This window comes from Methylobacterium sp. J-092, from assembly GCF_022829325.1.
In the GTDB taxonomy this organism is placed as follows: Bacteria; Pseudomonadota; Alphaproteobacteria; order Rhizobiales; family Beijerinckiaceae; genus Methylobacterium.
Genome location: NZ_JAKSXU010000041.1, coordinates 1 through 16,726 on the forward strand (window position 1 = coordinate 1; position 16,726 = coordinate 16,726).

Here is a 16,726-nt window from a genome sequence, read left to right on the forward strand (position 1 = left end):
CTGGCCGAAGTCGACGTACTGCGCGTCGGCCTCGATGCCGATCACGACGCCCGAGCCCGGGGTGAACTGGTAGTTGTAGCCGACCTGGCCACCGCCGGTGAAGCCGTCGTTGCCGCGGCTGCCGCCGAAGGCGAGCACGCCGCCGGTGTTGCCGCCGGCCGGGCCGGCGAAGATCGCGTTGCCGGGCGAGACGCCGACGACGGTGGCGCCGCGGCGATCGCTGGCATCGAAGCCGTAGCCGGCGTTGATACCGAAGTACGCGCCCGTCCATGTGAACACCGGAACCGGGGTAAACACCGGCGGCGGAGCGCGACGCGGAAGGTCGGCGGCGGACGCGACGGCGGTGAGGCCGGCGAGAACGGTCGTGGCGAGGAGAAGGCTCTTCATTTTTTTCCAGGTCCTGGTTGGCAAAGCCGAGTTTGTTCTAAGCCGGGTTGCCCGCTCGGTCTGTCGCTTTCCTGCAACAAGCTCGCTCAGATGACCCGGAAGCGGTCAACGAAAGATGAAGGTTACGCCCGGCTTACGCGATGTCGTTCGCAGGTGTGTCTTGGCGCACATGGTCCGGCAGGAAAGATCAGGGTTCGCCCCACGCCTCGTTCTGTTGTCCGGGATTCACGATCGATTTACCGAAGACCGGAGCCGTGCTTATCATATGTCATGACCCTGCTCGGGCGGTTGCATTTTATTTCCTCCCTCGGAAGCCGTTGCGGCCGTAAGGCGAAGATTAACCATGAGCCTTCACCGTCGATCTCCGCGAGGGGCCGGAATTCGGCGGAAAGGTGCGCGATGAGCGAAGGCATCGGGTCAGCGAAGTCGTACGGCATCCTATGCTGGACGATCCAGACCACCGGCATCGCCGCGATCGTCGCCCTCGCGGCGGCCCATCACTTCGCGCGGGCCGATCGGAACGCCGAGCCGACCCGTATGGCCCAGGCGACGTCGAGGGGGACGATCGCCGATCCGGAGACGACCGGCTCGATCGCGCAGGGTGTTCGCGCCGTGAGGCTCGATCCCTGCAACCTCCCTTCGGGCATGCGTGGCCTCCGCCCATAGGGGGCAGTCTTCGCACCTTTCGGAGGGGGAAACCCCGGCTCGTCCGGGTGCATCAGATTGACAAGTGGTTGCAAGGGCCTAAGTGTCCCGCGCACTCGCAGGCGCGGCGGGCCGTCGACCCGACCGGCCGTCGCTGCCGTCGCCGCGACGATGTCCTCCGCGCCGGCCCTGCCCGACCCCGCGCGCAACGGTTCTCAAAAGATTATGTCATTTGCCGATCTCGGATTGAGCGACAAGGTCCTCCAGGCCGTCACCGCCGCCGGCTACACGGAACCGACGCCGATCCAGAGCCAGGCGATCCCGCACGTGCTCGCCCGGCGCGACGTCCTGGGCATCGCACAGACCGGCACCGGCAAGACGGCCGCGTTCACCCTGCCGATGCTGACCATGCTCGAGAACGGGAGGGCGCGGGCGCGGATGCCGCGGACGCTGATCCTCGAGCCGACCCGCGAGCTGGCGGCGCAGGTGGTCGAGAACTTCGATCGCTACGGCACCAACCACAAGCTCAACGTCGCCCTGATCATCGGCGGCGTCTCCTTCGCCGACCAGGACGCCAAGCTGACCCGCGGCACCGACGTGCTGATCGCGACGCCGGGGCGCCTGCTCGACCATTTCGAGCGCGGCAAGCTGCTGCTCAGCGGCGTCGAGCTCCTGGTCATCGACGAGGCCGACCGCATGCTCGACATGGGGTTCATCCCCGACATCGAGCGCATCGTGAAGATGGTGCCGTTCACCCGCCAGACGCTGTTCTTCTCCGCGACCATGCCGCCGGAGATCGAGCGGCTCGCCGACATCTTCCTGCACAATCCCGAGCGGATCGAGGTGGCGCGCGCCGCCTCCACCGCCTCGACCATCGTGCAGCGTCTGGTCGCGACCTCGTCGGACGGCAGCGCCAAGCGCGAGCGCCTGCGCAAGCTGATCCGCGGCGAAGCGGACCTGAAGAACGGCATCATCTTCTGCAATCGCAAGCGCGACGTCGCGCTGCTGCAGAAGTCGCTGGTGAGCCACGGCTTCGATGCCGCCGCGCTTCATGGCGACATGGACCAGCGCTCGCGCACCACCGCCCTCGATGCCTTCCGCGGCGGCGAGACGGCCTTGCTGGTCGCGAGCGACGTCGCGGCGCGCGGCCTCGACATCCCCGCGGTGAGCCACGTCTTCAACTTCGACGTTCCGAACCATCCCGAGGATTACGTCCACCGCATCGGCCGCACCGGCCGCGCCGGCCGCTCGGGGGCGGCCTTCACCCTGGTCAGCCGCAGCGACGACCGCTCGCTCCAGGCGATCGAGTCGCTGATCGGGCAGCCGATCCCGTGGATGGACGGGGACCTCGACACCGCCGCGCCGAGCCAGGAAGGCACCGACGAGGGCGAGACGCGCACCCGCCATCGCGGACGCGCCGGCGATTCCGCGCGACGTGGCCGAAAGGTCCCCGCCGAGGCCGAGGCGCCGCGGGAGGCGCGGTCGTCGCGTGAACGGAGGGATTCCTTCAAGAGGGAGCCTTCCGCCAACCTAGAGTCCGACTCGGTTGCGGAGACCTCGCCTCGGCGGGAGCCTCAGCGGCGACCGGACGAGGCGCGGCGGGAGGCACCGCGCCGTCCGGCAGCCGAGGCGCGGCCGCGTCCCGAGCGAACTCCCGCCCCCGCGGCTCGCCCGCCGCAGGAGCGGTCGCGCGACGAGCGCGGCTATGGGCGCCGCCGCGACGAGGACGGCGATACGCCCATCGGTCTCGGCGAGCACGTTCCGGCCTTCATGCTGCGGCCGGCGGTGATCAAGAAGCAAGATTGAGCCGCAGATCGCGACCTCGGCCTTAACCCTCCGTCCACGCTCCTTAAGGTAGCTTGCGGCGTCCGACCCGAACGCCGACGCGACGGGGCGGCGATGGACGATGGGGATCGGATGAGCGAAGGGCTTTATGCCGACCGCGATCGCAGCTTCGCCCTGGCGCGCCGCGCTCAGGAGCTGATGCGCGATTACGGGCCCTCGGCGACACCGCGGGCCTACGCCGTCTGGTACACCTACGTCTCCGGCGATCAGCCGCTGATGAACGACGCGATCAAGCGTCTCACCGCGACGAACGCGGGATTGTCCGCCTCGGACGTCGACGATCTCTACGACAGCTATCTCGGCGGCTCGCGCTACGTCACGGCCGCCGGGGAGACCGGCGCGACGATGCTGACCGAGATCGAGGGCGTCATGGAGATGCTCGACCTCTCGCTCGGCTCGGCCGCGCAGTACGGCGAATCGCTGCGTGCGCTGAGCCACGACCTCTCGGTCTCGACGCTGAACCGGGCGCGCCTGCGCGAGATCGTGGCCACCCTGGTCGCGACGACGCGGGAAGTCGCCTCCAACAACCGGACCCTCGAGGCGCGGATGCGGGAAAGCCGCACCGAAGTCGAATCCCTGCGCGAGAAGCTCGAGGCGACGCGGATCGAGAGCCTGACGGATCCGCTGACCGGGCTGGCGAACCGCAAGCATTTCGAGGAGATGCTGCACAAGGCGCTCGATCGCGCCTCGCTCGGCACGTCCTCGAGCCTCGTCGTGCTCGACATCGATTTCTTCAAGCGCTTCAACGACCTCTACGGCCACCTCACCGGCGATCAGGTGCTGCGCCTGGTCGCCGTCGTCATGCGGGAAAGCGTCGAGAAGGGCGCGATGCTCGCCCGTTTCGGCGGCGAGGAGTTCGGCATCCTGCTGCCCGGCACGAACCGGGAAACGGCCTACGCCATCGCGGAGAAAGTCCGAACCAGCGTGATGGGCCGGGAGCTGATCAAGCGCTCGACCGGGGAATCGCTCGGGAAGGTCACGATCTCGCTCGGCGTGGCGTGCTACCGCCGCGGCGACACGCCGGTCTCGTTGCTGGAGCGTGCGGACCTGTGCATGTTCGCCGCCAAGCGCGCCGGCCGCAACCGCACGCTCGACGATGCGACCACGGCGGACCTCGTCGCCGCAGTCGCCTGATCGCGGGTTCAGGCCGAGGCGAGCAGCCGCTCCGGGCCGACCGGCGTGATCGCGACGGACTCGCCGCAGCCGCAGGCCGAGGTCTGGTTCGGGTTGTTGAAGACGAACTGCGAGGCGAGCTTGCTGGACTGGAAGTCCATCTGCGTGCCGAGCAGGAACAGCAGCGCCTTCGGATCGACGAAGACCTTCACGCCGCGATCCTCGACCATGTCCTCGCCGGGCTTGCGATCCTCGGCATATTCCATCGTGTAGGACATCCCGGCGCAGCCGCCGTTCTTCACGCCGACTCGCAGGCCCGCGATCGGCCGGTCGGCGTCGGCGATGATCGCCTTGATGCGGTCGGCTGCCGCATCCGTCAGCGACATGACCTTGAAACTAGTGGACATCGGTGTCTCTCCGGCAGCCGGGTTCAAGGCCCGGGCGGTTGAGGGTGCGCGTACGGTCTTAAGATAAGGATCGCGCGGAGCACGGTCCATACCGCTCGGTGACGCTCACCACATGTCGAGGGCGACGCGGGCCTCGTCGGACATGCGGCTCTGATCCCACGGCGGATCGAACACCATCGTCACCGCGCAGGATTGGACGCCCGGGACCTTGGCAACCGCATCCTCGACCCAGCCCGGCATCTCGCCGGCGACCGGGCAGCCCGGAGCCGTCAGCGTCATGTCGATCGCGACCTTGCGGTCGTCGTCGATGTCGACCTTGTAGATCAGGCCGAGCTCGTAGATGTCGGCTGGGATCTCGGGATCGTAGACCGACTTCAGCGCGGCCACGATATCGTCGGTCAGCCGGTCGAGCTCGGCGCGCGGTACGCCCTCAGCTCCGGCGACCTTCGGCGTGTTGGCGCCTCCGGTGATCGTCGCGTCGCTGCTCATGTCCATCTCCTCATCGGGCCGCCGCGGCGGGGCGGCGACCCAGTCCAAACGCTCAGGCGAACATCATCTCGGCGCGGGCGAGCGCCTCGGCCAGTACGTCGATCTCGGCCTGGGTGTTGTACATCCCGAACGAGGCGCGGCAGGTCGAGGTGACGCCGAAGCGGGTGAGCAGTGGCATCGCGCAATGCGTGCCGGCCCGGACCGCGACGCCCGAACGGTCGATCACCGTCGCGATGTCGTGGGCATGGGCGCCCTTCATCTCGAAGGCGATGACGCCGCCCTTGCCCTTCGCGGTTCCGATCTGCCGGATCGCATTCATCGCGCCGAGCCGTTCCTGGGCATAGGCGGTGAGCGCGGCCTCGTGCGCCGCGATCTTGTCGCGCCCGACCGACATCATGAACTCCAGCGCCGCGCCGAGGCCGACGGCCTCGACGATCGCCGGCGTGCCCGCCTCGAACCGATGCGGCGGATCGTTGTAGGTGATCGCCTCCTGGCTGACCGTGCGGATCATCTCACCGCCGCCCTGGTAGGGCGGCAGGCGCTCCAGCCATTCCTTCTTGCCGTAAAGCACGCCGATCCCGGTCGGGCCGTAGACCTTGTGACCGGTGAAGACGAAGAAGTCGCAATCGAGCGCCCGCACGTCGACCGGCTGATGCACCGCGCTCTGCGCGCCGTCGAGCAGCACCGGCACGCCGTGGGCGTGGGCGATGCGGACGATCTCGGCCGCCGGCGTGACCGTGCCCAGCACGTTCGACATCTGCGTGATCGCGACCATCTTGGTGCGCGGCGTGAACAGCTTCTCGTAGTCCTCGACGAGGAAGTTGCCCTCGTCGTCGACCGGCGCCCACTTGATGACGGCCCCGCGGCGTTCGCGCAGGAAGTGCCAGGGCACGATGTTGGAATGGTGCTCCATGATCGAGAGGATGATCTCGTCCCCCTCCCCGATCATCCCGGCCCAGCCCATCGACGCGGCCACGAGGTTGTAGGCCTCGGTGGCGTTGCGGGTGAAGATGATCTCGTCGGTCGACGCGGCATTCAGGAACTGCCGCGTGGTCTCGCGGGCACCCTCGAACCCCTCGGTCGCGGCGTTGGCCATGAAGTGCAGGCCGCGATGGACGTTGGCGTAGCCGCTCTCCATGCACGCGACCATCGCGTCGATCACCGCGCGCGGCTTCTGCGACGAGGCGGCGTTGTCGAGGTAGACCAGCGGCTTGCCGTAGACTTTTTCCGACAGGATCGGGAATTGCGCCCGGATCGCCTCGACGTCGTAGGTAGGCTGGCGGAGAGGAGCGTTCATGGTGTCGGCCTCGAACCGGCGGTCTTTCGCAAGCATCGCCCCTCCAACCTGCAGCCTCGTCCAGAGGTGCCGAAGCGAAGCGGAGGCCTCGACGGAGGTCTCCAGAGATAGTGCGATCCCTCGTCTCCTCCTTCGAGGCCCACCGACGTGGGCGCCTCAGGATGAAGGTCTGGGAGGGATCGCGGTCACATCACCCATTTTTCAGGATGCGCGCGACCGGGGCCGATCACCCCCGCGAGGCCAGCCAAGCCTCGATCTCGCCGATGAGTGCCGCGCGGGCGCCCTCATGCGTGACCGACTCCACCGTTTCGCCGACGAAGGCCTGCACCAGCAGGCTCTCGGCGATCGGCTTCGGCAGGCCGCGCGCCATGAGGTAGAACAGCAGGTCCTGGTCCGGGGCGCCGCAGGTGGCGCCGTGGCCGCAGGCGACGTCGTCGGCGAAGATCTCGAGCTCCGGCTTGTTCATCATCTGCCCCTCGTCGGAGAGGAGCAGGCAATCGGACTTCATCTTGCCGTCGGTCTTCTGCGCGATCTGGCGGACGATGATCTTGCCCTGGAACACGCCGGTAGCGTCACCGTCGATCACCGTCTTGAACATCTCGCGGCCGACGCCGCCGACCGCCGCATGGTCGGCCAGCAGCGTCGAGTCGGCGAGCTGCCCGTCGCCGAGCATCGCCGCGCCGTTGACGACCGCGTTCACGTTCTCGCCGGCCACGTGCATGTAGATCTGGTGGCGCGACAGCACGGCGCCGGTGACGAGGTTCACCGTCTCCAGCCTCGACTCGTCGTCGAGCCGCACGCTGATGGTCGAGAGCGCGATCGCCTTGTCGCCCTCGCGGTTGATCCGCGCGTGCCGGAAGGCGGCATGCTTGCCGACATGGACGTCGAGGGCGTCGTTCGGCTGGTAGGTCAGCCCGTTCGGGCCCTCGTGCGTCTCGAGCAAGGTGAACTCGGCGCCGTCGGCGACCTCGACCAGAACGCGCGTCGCGGTGGAGAAGCCCTCCGCCCCGGCGCCGACGAAGCGCAGGTGCAGCGGGGTGTCGACCTTCGCGCCGGCCTCCACCGAGATCAGCGCGCCGTCGGCAAGGAAGGCGGTGTTCAGCTGATAGATCGGGTTCTCGCGGGCCTGCGCCACCGGCGCAAGGTTCTTCAGGCGCGCATCGCCCCGGCTCAGGGCCTCGTTCAGCGGCGATACCGAGACGCCGGCGGGCACGCGATCGAGATCGGACAGCTCGCGGATCAGGTGGCCGTTGACGAAGGTCAGTCGCACCGCCTCGATTGCCGAGAACGCGGTCGCGGAGGCGACGGCGGACGTGGCGAGGTCGAGCGCCGGCGTCTCGGCCGGCGGCGCGGCTTCCTGCATCGCGGCACGCAGGTCGGTGTACTTGAACGCCTCGACGCGGCGGCTCGGCAGGCCGGCGGCCTCGAAGAAGCGGAACGCCTCCTCGCGGGAGATCGCGGTTTCGCTGCCGAACCCCTTGCGGGCGGTCTCAAACAGGGTCGAGAGACCGGTCTCGGCGCTGGTGCGGAGATTGGCGATGTCGGCCATGGGCTTACGCAGCCTCGTTGGTGCGGTACTCGGCGTAGCCGGAGGCCTCGAGTTCCTTGGCGAGCTCCTTGCCGCCGGTCTTCACGATGAGACCCTTCGACATGACGTGCACGGTGTCGGGCACGATGTAGTCGAGCAGGCGCTGGTAGTGGGTGATGACCAGGAACGAGCGGCCCTGCGCGCGCAGGGCGTTGACGCCCTCGGAGACGATGCGCAACGCGTCGATGTCGAGGCCGGAATCCGTCTCGTCGAGCACGCAGAACTTCGGCTGCAGCAGCGCCATCTGCAGGATCTCCATGCGCTTCTTCTCGCCGCCGGAGAACCCGACGTTGAGGGCGCGGCGGAGCATGTCCTTGTTGATTTCGAGCTTCTCGGCCGCCGCGTTGACCTGGCGGATGAAGTCCGGGGTCGCGATCTCGGCCTCGCCGCGGGCGCGGCGCTGGGCGTTGAGGCAGGCCTTGAGGAAGGTCATCGTGCCGACGCCCGGGATCTCCAGCGGATACTGGAAGGCGAGGAACACGCCGGCCGCCGCGCGCTCGTCCGCGCCCATCTCCAGCACGTTTTGGCCGTCGAGCAGGATCTCGCCGTCGAGGACCTCGTAGTCCTCCTTGCCGGCGATGACGTAGGAGAGCGTCGACTTGCCGGAGCCGTTCGGACCCATGATCGCGGCGACCTCGCCGTCGTTCACGGTGAGGTTCAGGCCGTTGAGGATGCGGTTGTCCTCGATCTGCACGACGAGGTTCTTGATTTCGAGCATGTTCGCGTAGTCCCGAAGATGGTGTGCGACGGTATCGCCCTGCGGCCCCGTCAGAGAAATTTTTGAAGCGCAGCGATCACGGCGACGGCGGCCGCGATGATCGCCCCGAGCTTCACGGTCATTCGGAGTTCGAGTTCGCGCAGCGAACCGTCGATCCCCGTCTTCAACGCCTTGAGGTCCAACCTCAGCGTCTTCTCCATATCCGCCAAATCCGCCTTGGTCGCGGAATCGGCGATGATCATGTCGCGTGCCGGTTCAGCGCGCGCGACGGCCTGCTCGCGTCCGACACCCACCTGTTCGAGCCGTTGGGTGAACTTCAGGGTGTCGAACGCGAAGGCCATGGCGTGTTGCCTACCCCACCGAGCCTTCGAGGCTGATCGAGATCAGCTTCTGAGCCTCGACGGCGAACTCCATCGGCAACTGCTGCAGCACGTCGCGGACGAAGCCGTTGACGATGAGCGCGGTCGCCTCCTCCTCGGAAAGGCCGCGCTGCAGGCAGTAGAACTTCTGGTCCTCGGAGATCTTCGAGGTGGTGGCCTCGTGCTCGAACACCGCGGACGCGTTCTTCGACTCGATGTAGGGCACGGTGTGCGCCCCGCACTGGTCGCCGATCAGCAGGCTGTCGCAATTGGTGAAGTTGCGCGCGTTCGAGGCCTTCTTGTGCGCCGAGACGAGGCCGCGATAGGTGTTCTGCGAGCGGCCCGCCGAGATGCCCTTCGAGATGATCCGGCTGGTGGTGTTCTTTCCCAGATGGATCATCTTGGTGCCGGAATCGACCTGCTGCATGCCGTTCGACACCGCGATCGAGTAGAACTCGCCACGGGAATTGTCGCCGCGCAGGATGCAGGACGGGTACTTCCAGGTGATCGCCGAGCCGGTTTCGACCTGCGTCCACGAGATCTTCGAGTTGTCGCCGCGGCAATCGCCGCGCTTGGTCACGAAGTTGTAGATGCCGCCCTTGCCCTCGTTGTCGCCCGGGTACCAATTCTGGACGGTCGAGTACTTGATCTCGGCGTCCTCCAGGGCGACGAGCTCGACCACCGCAGCGTGCAGCTGGTTGTCGTCGCGCTTCGGGGCGGTGCAGCCCTCAAGATACGAGACGTAGGAACCCTTGTCGGCGATGATCAGCGTGCGCTCGAACTGGCCGGTGTCGCGCTCGTTGATGCGGAAGTAGGTCGACAGCTCCATCGGGCAGCGCACGCCCGGCGGGATGTAGACGAACGAGCCGTCCGAGAAGACGGCCGAGTTCAGCGTCGCGAAGAAGTTGTCGGTCACCGGCACGACCGAGCCGAGGTACTTCCTGACGAGGTCCGGGTACTCGCGGATCGCCTCCGAGATCGGCATGAAGATCACGCCGGCCTTCGACAGCTCGGCCTTGAACGTCGTCGCGACCGAGACGGAGTCGAACACGGCGTCCACGGCGACCCGGCGCTCGGGGGCGATGCCCTCCAGCACCTCGACCTCGCGGAGCGGGATGCCAAGCTTCTCGTAGGTCTTCAGGATCTCGGGGTCGATCTCGTCGAGCGACATCGCCGCCGGACGCTTCGGCGCAGCGTAGTAGTAGATGTTGTTGTAGTCGACCTTGTCGTAGGCGACGCGGGCCCAGTCCGGCTCCTGCATGGTCTGCCAGCGCTTGTAAGCGTCGAGCCGCCAGGCGAGCATCCACTCCGGCTCGTCCTTCTTGGCCGAGATGAAGCGCACCACATCCTCGGAGATGCCCTTCTCGGACTTCTCCATCTCGATGGTGGTCTCGAAGCCGTACTTGTACTGGTCGAGGTCGATCGAGCGGACCCGATCGATGGTTTCCTGCACGGCAGGCATCAGCGTCTCCTAAGCATCGCCGGTTTCAAGGACCGGAGGCTTCCATGTGAGATGGCGTCGGCGCGGCGCTCAGGCCGCAAGCCCTCGCCGTCTATATAGGGTCTCGACGACCCGTTCGAAGGCACCGAGGAAGCGCGCAGTGTCGCCCTCCCCCGTATTCCAGCCGAGGCTGACGCGTAGCGCCCCCGCGGCCAGCGCAGGGCTCACGCCCATCGCGGCCAGGACCGGCGACCGCGCCACCTTGCCCGACGCGCAGGCCGATCCCGACGACACCGCCACGCCGGCGAGATCGAAGGCGATCAGGGCGGTCGGCGCATCGAGCCCCGGCACCGCGAAGCACAGGGTGTTCGGCAACCGCTCGGCGTCACGGCCGAACACCACCCCGTCCGGCGCGCGGGCCAGCACCGCCTCCTCCAGCGCGTCGCGCAGCTGCGCGAGGCGCCGGGATTCCGTATCGAGCGCGAGGCGGGCGATCTCCGCCGCCTCGCCCATCCCGACGAGCCCGGGAAGGTTCTCGGTGCCGCAGCGCAGCCGCGCCTCCTGGCCGCCGCCGCGGACGAAGGCCGCGTCGAGCTGCGCGTCGTCCCGCAACACCAGCGCGCCGACGCCCTTCGGCGCCGAGAACTTGTGCCCGGACAGGGTCAGCGCATCGAGCCCGAGCGCAGCGAAATCGACCGGGATCTTGCCGACCGCCTGCACTGCGTCGCTGTGCACGAGGGTGCGGCCGTGCCGCCTCGCCAGGGCCACGACGGCGGCGATCGGCTGCACCACGCCGGTCTCGTTGTTGGCCGCGTGCACCGAGACGAGCACGTCCAGGTCGCGAAGGGCGTCGAGCCGCGCCGCCAGCGCATCGAGGTCGAGCACGCCGGAAGCCAGGGCCGGAAGCACCTCGACGGCGTCCGCCGGGAAGCGGTGGCCGGCGGTGACGCAGGGGTGCTCGGTCGCGCCGATCAGCAGGCGCGTCGGTGCGGCGCTCCCCCGCCGGCGGAGCGCGCCGGACAGGACGGCGTTGGCCGCCTCGGTGCCGCCGCTGGTGAAGGTGACCTGAGACGCCGCGGCACCGACGAGGCGGGCGAGCTCGTCGCGGGCATCCTCGAGCATCGCCCGCGCCGCACGCCCCTCGGCATGGACGGAGGACGGGTTGCCGGGCAGCGCCAGCGCCCGCACGACCGCGTGCGACACCGCCGGACGGACCGGAGACGTGGCGTTGTGGTCGAGATAGGCGCGGTCCGCTGTCATCCGTTCTCCGACTGGCGAAAGATGCGACATTTCCTTGCTTTGGCACCGGGTTGGCGTGCTAAGCCGCGCCGTCGACACGGTTTCGAACCGCCGAACGGCGTTTCCAGGCTGGTCGGGGAAGACCCCGCTGCCGCGCTGTTTAGAACAGTTCTAATCGCCTAGAATTATTCTAAGAGCGCTTTTACGTCGGGCGCGGGGCGAGTCAAGGCGGTCGCGCGACCGCGCAGGTCGAGGCGTACACGGCCATCCGGGCAGGCGGACTCGCCCGGCATGGCCACAGGAGTCGAGGACACTATGCCCGAGGTCATCTTCACCGGTCCCGCCGGCCGACTGGAGGGTCGCTATCAGGCCCCCAAGAAGCGGGGCGCGCCGATCGCGATCGTGCTGCATCCGCACCCCCAGTTCGGCGGCACGATGAACAATCAGATCGTGTACAACCTCTTCTACACGTTCGCCAATCGCGGCTTCGCGGCCCTGCGCTTCAACTTCCGCGGCGTCGGCCGCAGCCAGGGCGCCTTCGACCACGGCTCGGGCGAGCTGTCGGACGCCGCCGCCGCGCTCGACTGGGTGCAGTCGGTCAACCCCGAGGCCAAGTCTTGCTGGATCGCCGGCGTCTCGTTCGGCTCGTGGATCGGAATGCAGCTGCTAATGCGCCGCCCCGAGATCGAGGGCTTCATCTCGATCGCCGCGATGGCCAACCGCTACGATTTCACCTTCCTTGCGCCCTGCCCCTCCTCCGGCCTGTTCGTGCACGGCTCCGAGGATCGTGTGGCCCCGGCCCGCGAGGTCATGCCGGTGATCGAGAAGGTGAAGACCCAGAAGGGCGTCATCATCGAGCACCAGATGGTCGAGGGCGCCAACCACTTCTTCGACGGGCGCGTCGACGAGCTGACCCAGACGGTCGACACCTACCTCGACAAGCGCCTCGGCAAGAAGGAAGAGGTGGCCTGAGGCCACCTCTTTCGAGCGGGCCTCGCAGCGGGCAGGCGCCGTACGGGCGGCCTGCCCTTTTTCCCGCCTCGCGCCCGCGACCGGATCACGCCACCGCGCGATCGGCCGGTGCGGTCAGCACCACCGGCACGGCCGGTGCGCCTTCCCATTCCGAATGCGCCGGGATCGATTCGCCCTTCATCACGATGGTGAGGGGCCGAAGCCGCGCGTAGTCGCCGACCTTGGTGTCGTAGAGCACCGTCGAGAATGCGCCGACCGAAACGCCGCGGCCGATCACAACGCGGCCGACCTTCATGATCCGGTCCTCGTAGAGGTGGGTCTGCAGGGCGGCGGTGCGGTTGATGGTGGCGAAGTCGCCGATCGTCACGCAGTCGAACTCGGTGATGTCGGTGGTGAGCATGCACACGCCCTCGCCGACCTTCACCCCGAACAGACGCAGCGCCCAGGGCAGGAACGGCGTGCCCTGGAGATGCTCCAGCAGCACCTTGCCGGCCAAGCCCCAATAGGCGACCGCGATGGCCTCGGTGCGCATCGCCCACCACGACCACATCGGCCGCATGCCGGGCTGATAGACGCCCATCAGCGCCCACTTCATGCCGATGACGGCGGCTGACTGGATCAGCGCGATCGCGACGCTGACCGTGACGAAGCTGACGGCGAGCCCGCTCCAGTCGCGCTCGAGGATCGCCGGGTAGAAGTACCAGTCGATCGCGGTGATCGCGAGGGTGATGTACAGCATCGGCGAGAACGAGGTCGCGAACGCCTCGAACACGCCGCGGCGGAGCTTGACCAGCGTGCCCGGCTCGTAGGTCTGAGCCAGCGTTCCGACGTCGACGCGCTGGCGCGACGGCAGCTTGATCGGCGGCGAGCCGAACCAGGTGTCGCCCGGCGCCATCTCCTCGTTGGCCGGCGGCTTCGACTTGATGCCGATCAGCACGTCGTCGGGGATGTCGGCGCCCGGCGGCACCACCGCGTCGTTACCGACGAACACCCGCGCGCCCGTGCGGGCCGGCTGGAGGTGCATCCAGCCGCGGCGGATCTCCTCCTCGCCGTAGACCACCTCGTCGGCGATGAAGTTGCGGCTGCCGACCTCGGCGAGGTCGTGGCGGCTGCCGAGGTTGGTCGAGATCTCGGCGCCCTCCCCCATGCGCGCGCCCATCAGGCGGTACCACGCCCGCATGTAGACGGTGGCGAACAGCGAGGAGAGCGTCTCCAGCGTCACCTCGGCGGCGAGCGCCACCGACCACTTGCGCAGGTAGAAGCCGGACCAGATCGAGTAGGTGCCCGAGCGCCGCCGCGGCAGCACCAGCCAGCGGATGCCGGCGATGAGCAGCACCGTGCCGGCGGTCATCAGCATGGCGGTGGGCCATGTCAGCAGCGGCAGGTACCAGTGGTAGTCAATGTCGGTGATGTCGGAGAGCGAGTCCGAGATCTGGTCGAAGATGAAGAACGCCGGGAAGATCGGCAGCAGGCCGACGGCGGGGATCGCGCCGAGCAGCAGGAGGTAGATCGCCCCGAAGCCGGCCCGGCGCCGGGCCGAGGCCGGGGCCTGCTCCGGAAGCTCCGCGACGTCGGCCATCCCGACCTTTCGTCCGGGCGAGCCGTCCCAGCGCTCTGCGGCGCCGATGCGCGTGCCGGCCGGAACGGTGGTGAGGTCGGCGATCTCGGCGTTGTCGGCGATCACCGTGTCATGGCTGAGGACGCAGGAGGTGCCGACCGCCACGTCCCGGCCGATCTCAACCCGTCCGATCACCAGCTCGTTGCCGACGATCTCGGCGTTGGCGACGACGAGGCGGCCGCCGAGCGACGCGCCGTCGCCGATCGAGAGCAGGTCCGGGGCGCCGATCTCGATGTCGGAGATCAGGGTGTCGCGGCCGACCTTCGCGCCCATCAGCCGGAGGTAGACGGCGATCGCGGGCGAGCCCTGCAGCCATTTCACGTGGACCAGCGGCGCCAGGCGCTGCGCCAGCCACCAGCGGAAATAATACGCGCCCCAGAGCGGGTAGCGGCCGGGCTTCGTGCGGCCGAGGACGAGCCACTTGGCCGCGACCGCGATGGTCGCCGTCACCGCGTTGATCGCCACGTAGACGAGGAGCAGCACGCCTAGCTCGCCGAAGAAGCCGAGGCCGCCGCCGGTGAGCAGCAGGTAGGTGACGAAGATGCCGAGCCATTGCGCGGTCGCGAGCGCGATCACGAACGGCAGGGCCACCGCCTGGGCGAGCCCGCACAGCGCGCGGCGCCGGAGCGGCGGCGGCACGAAGGCGAGGTCGCGGATCGCGGTCTCGATGCCGGCGCCGCCGGTGCGGGCGATCAGCGCGTCCGAGATCCGGCGCAGGGTGCGCTCGCGGTAGACGTCCTGCAGCGTGATGCCGGCGAGCGCCGGGGCCTCGCGCACGGCTCCGACGAAGCGGGCGGCGAGCAGCGAATGGCCGCCGAGGTCGGAGAAGAAGTCGCCCTCGAGCGCGATCGGCTGGTTGCCGAAGACCTGCTTGGCGGCGGCCAGCAGCGCCGCCTCGGTCTGGTTCTCCGGGGGCTCCTGCTCGCCGTCGGCATCGACGATGGTGAGCGTTGCGACGCGAAGCGCCTTGCGGTCGACCTTGCCGGAGGTGAGGCGCGGCAGAACCTCGGCCGCCTCGAAATGGCCGGGCACCATGTAGGGCGGCATCTGCTCGGCCAGCGTCCGGCGCAAAGCCGCGCGGTCAAGGTCGTGGCCGCGGTCCGGCACGATGAACGCGACCAGCCGGTCGACGCCGTCGTCGTTGCGCAGCACCACCGCGGCCTGGGCGATCCCGGGCTGGGCCTGGATCCGCGACTCGATCTCGCCGAGCTCGACGCGGAAGCCGCGGATCTTGACCTGATCGTCGATGCGGCCGTGGAACAGGATGTTGCCGCCGGCGTCGAGCGAGACCGCGTCGCCCGAGCGGTAGAGCAGCGGGTCGGCGCCGTCCGAGGCGTAGGGGTTGGCGATGAACTTGTCCGCGGTCAGCTCCGGCCGCTGCAGGTAGCCCTTCGCGACGCCGGGCCCCCCGATCAGCAGCTCGCCCGGCTCGCCGCGCCCGAGCAGGCGCAGGTCCTCGCCGGCGACGTAGACCGAGTAGTTCGCGATCGGGCCGCCGATGGTCACCGGCACGCCCGGGCGCATCTCGGCGGCGGTCGCGACCACCGTGGCCTCGGTCGGCCCGTAGGTGTTGAACAGCTTTCGCGAAGGCGTCGCCCAGCGTGCGACCAGCGGCTCGGGAAGCGCCTCGCCGCCGAGCAGGATCAGCCGCACGCTCGGCAGGTCTGCGGTGATCATCGCCAGCAGCGTCGGCACGGTGTCGATCACAGTGACCCCGGCCTCGGCGATGATCCGGGGCAGCGACTCGACGTCGCCCATCATCGCCGGGCTCGCGACGAACAGCGTCGCGCCGACGAGGTACGGGACCCAGATCTCCTCCATCGAGAGGTCGAAGGCGACCGAAGCGCCCTGGAAGACCACGTCGTCCGGCGCCATCCCGTAGAGCGCGTTTCCGGAGCGCAGGAAGTGGCAGATGTTGGCGTGGCTGATGACGATGCCCTTCGGCACGCCGGTCGAGCCGGAGGTGTAGATCAGGTAGGCGGGATGCTGCGGCGTCAGGCCGCCGGCGCGAAGGTCCGGCGTCGCCGCGTCCGCGGGCGTGCCGGCGAGCAGCGCATCGAGCGTCAGGGCCGGCGCGACGTCGGGCGCGCCCGGGGCCAGCGCCTCGGAGACCAGCAGGGCCTTCGCGGCGGCGTCGCCGAGGCAGACCGCGACCCGGTCGGCCGGCGCCTCGGCGTCGAACGGCAGCCAGGCGGCGCCGGACAGCGTGATCCCGATCTGGGCGGTGAGCAGGTCCGGCCCGCGCGCCATCCACAGGCCGACCACGTCGCCCGGCCCGATCCCGCGATGTGCGAGACCCGCCGCGATCCGTCCGGCGCGGGCGAAGACCTCGGCATAGGTGAGATGCGGGTGCCGGCCCGACGCGTCCTTGGCGGCGCCGTCGATCAGCGCCGGATGGTCCGGCCGTGCCCGCGCGGTCTCGGCGAAGATCTCGCCGAGAACCTCGTCGCGGATCAGGTCGGGACGCACCGCGCCGCGCAGCACGGCCCGGTCGGACGGGGTCGCCGCGGGGTGCCGGTCCGCTTCGGGCCGGATCATCTCGCCGAGGCTACTCATCGCATGCTCCGCTGCCAGCTCCGGGCGGAGCTGGGTTCCCGTCTGTCTCGCA

General features: G+C 68.8%; 13 protein-coding genes and 1 pseudogene. 4 read left to right on the top strand and 10 right to left on the bottom strand.

Going from position 1 to position 16,726, the window contains the following annotated elements; translation table 11 throughout:
• Positions 1–387 (bottom strand): annotated as a pseudogene (locus tag MKK60_RS02250) (porin family protein); the annotation flags it as partial.
• A 399-nt stretch (positions 388–786) separates the two neighbouring features.
• Here MKK60_RS02250 and MKK60_RS02255 point away from each other — a divergent pair.
• The 3 genes from MKK60_RS02255 (at position 787) to MKK60_RS02265 (ending at position 4,011) form a co-directional block, all read left to right on the top strand.
• Positions 787–1,053, top strand: coding sequence for a hypothetical protein (locus MKK60_RS02255; RefSeq protein WP_243983725.1), 267 nt, complete (start codon positions 787–789; stop codon positions 1,051–1,053).
• Positions 1,054–1,257: 204 nt separating this feature from the next.
• On the top strand, positions 1,258–2,838 hold the full coding sequence (locus tag MKK60_RS02260; protein ID WP_243983727.1) for a DEAD/DEAH box helicase: 1,581 nt from the start codon (positions 1,258–1,260) through the stop codon (positions 2,836–2,838).
• Between the two features lie 111 nt (positions 2,839–2,949).
• Positions 2,950–4,011, top strand: a complete 1,062-nt coding sequence (locus tag MKK60_RS02265; RefSeq protein WP_147726386.1) for a GGDEF domain-containing protein — start codon at positions 2,950–2,952, stop codon at positions 4,009–4,011.
• A gap of 8 nt (positions 4,012–4,019) precedes the next feature.
• Here the strand turns inward: MKK60_RS02265 and sufA are convergent, their stop codons facing one another.
• The 8 genes from sufA to MKK60_RS02305 form a co-directional block, all read right to left on the bottom strand.
• A complete protein-coding gene (sufA, locus tag MKK60_RS02270) occupies positions 4,020–4,397 on the bottom strand; it encodes a Fe-S cluster assembly scaffold SufA (protein WP_147726385.1) in 378 nt (125 codons plus the stop codon).
• Between the two features lie 105 nt (positions 4,398–4,502).
• Positions 4,503–4,886 (bottom strand): SUF system Fe-S cluster assembly protein, encoded by a 384-nt coding sequence (locus tag MKK60_RS02275; RefSeq protein WP_243983728.1) that lies wholly within the window; start codon positions 4,884–4,886, stop codon positions 4,503–4,505.
• Positions 4,887–4,938: 52 nt separating this feature from the next.
• A complete protein-coding gene (locus MKK60_RS02280) occupies positions 4,939–6,183 on the bottom strand; it encodes a cysteine desulfurase (protein ID WP_243983751.1) in 1,245 nt (414 codons plus the stop codon).
• Positions 6,184–6,409: 226 nt separating this feature from the next.
• Entirely contained in the window at positions 6,410–7,732 is a 1,323-nt protein-coding gene (locus MKK60_RS02285; RefSeq protein ID WP_243983730.1) for a SufB/SufD family protein, read from the bottom strand.
• 4 nt (positions 7,733–7,736) lie between these two features.
• Positions 7,737–8,489, bottom strand: coding sequence for a Fe-S cluster assembly ATPase SufC (gene sufC, locus MKK60_RS02290; protein ID WP_147726382.1), 753 nt, complete (start codon positions 8,487–8,489; stop codon positions 7,737–7,739).
• Between the two features lie 50 nt (positions 8,490–8,539).
• Entirely contained in the window at positions 8,540–8,830 is a 291-nt protein-coding gene (locus MKK60_RS02295) for a hypothetical protein (protein ID WP_243983733.1), read from the bottom strand.
• A 10-nt stretch (positions 8,831–8,840) separates the two neighbouring features.
• On the bottom strand, positions 8,841–10,310 hold the full coding sequence (gene sufB, locus MKK60_RS02300) for a Fe-S cluster assembly protein SufB (protein ID WP_147726380.1): 1,470 nt from the start codon (positions 10,308–10,310) through the stop codon (positions 8,841–8,843).
• 69 nt (positions 10,311–10,379) lie between these two features.
• The gene (locus MKK60_RS02305) at positions 10,380–11,549 is read right to left on the bottom strand and encodes a cysteine desulfurase family protein (protein ID WP_243983734.1); all 1,170 of its coding nucleotides are present in this window, start codon (positions 11,547–11,549) and stop codon (positions 10,380–10,382) included.
• Between the two features lie 294 nt (positions 11,550–11,843).
• Here MKK60_RS02305 and MKK60_RS02310 point away from each other — a divergent pair, with 294 nt between their 5' ends.
• Complete coding sequence (locus MKK60_RS02310) at positions 11,844–12,500, top strand: alpha/beta hydrolase (RefSeq protein ID WP_243983753.1); 657 nt, start codon at positions 11,844–11,846, stop codon at positions 12,498–12,500.
• Positions 12,501–12,585: 85 nt separating this feature from the next.
• Here the strand turns inward: MKK60_RS02310 and MKK60_RS02315 are convergent, their stop codons facing one another.
• On the bottom strand, positions 12,586–16,674 hold the full coding sequence (locus MKK60_RS02315) for a Pls/PosA family non-ribosomal peptide synthetase (protein WP_409567353.1): 4,089 nt from the start codon (positions 16,672–16,674) through the stop codon (positions 12,586–12,588).
• Positions 16,675–16,726: the final 52 nt, after the last annotated feature.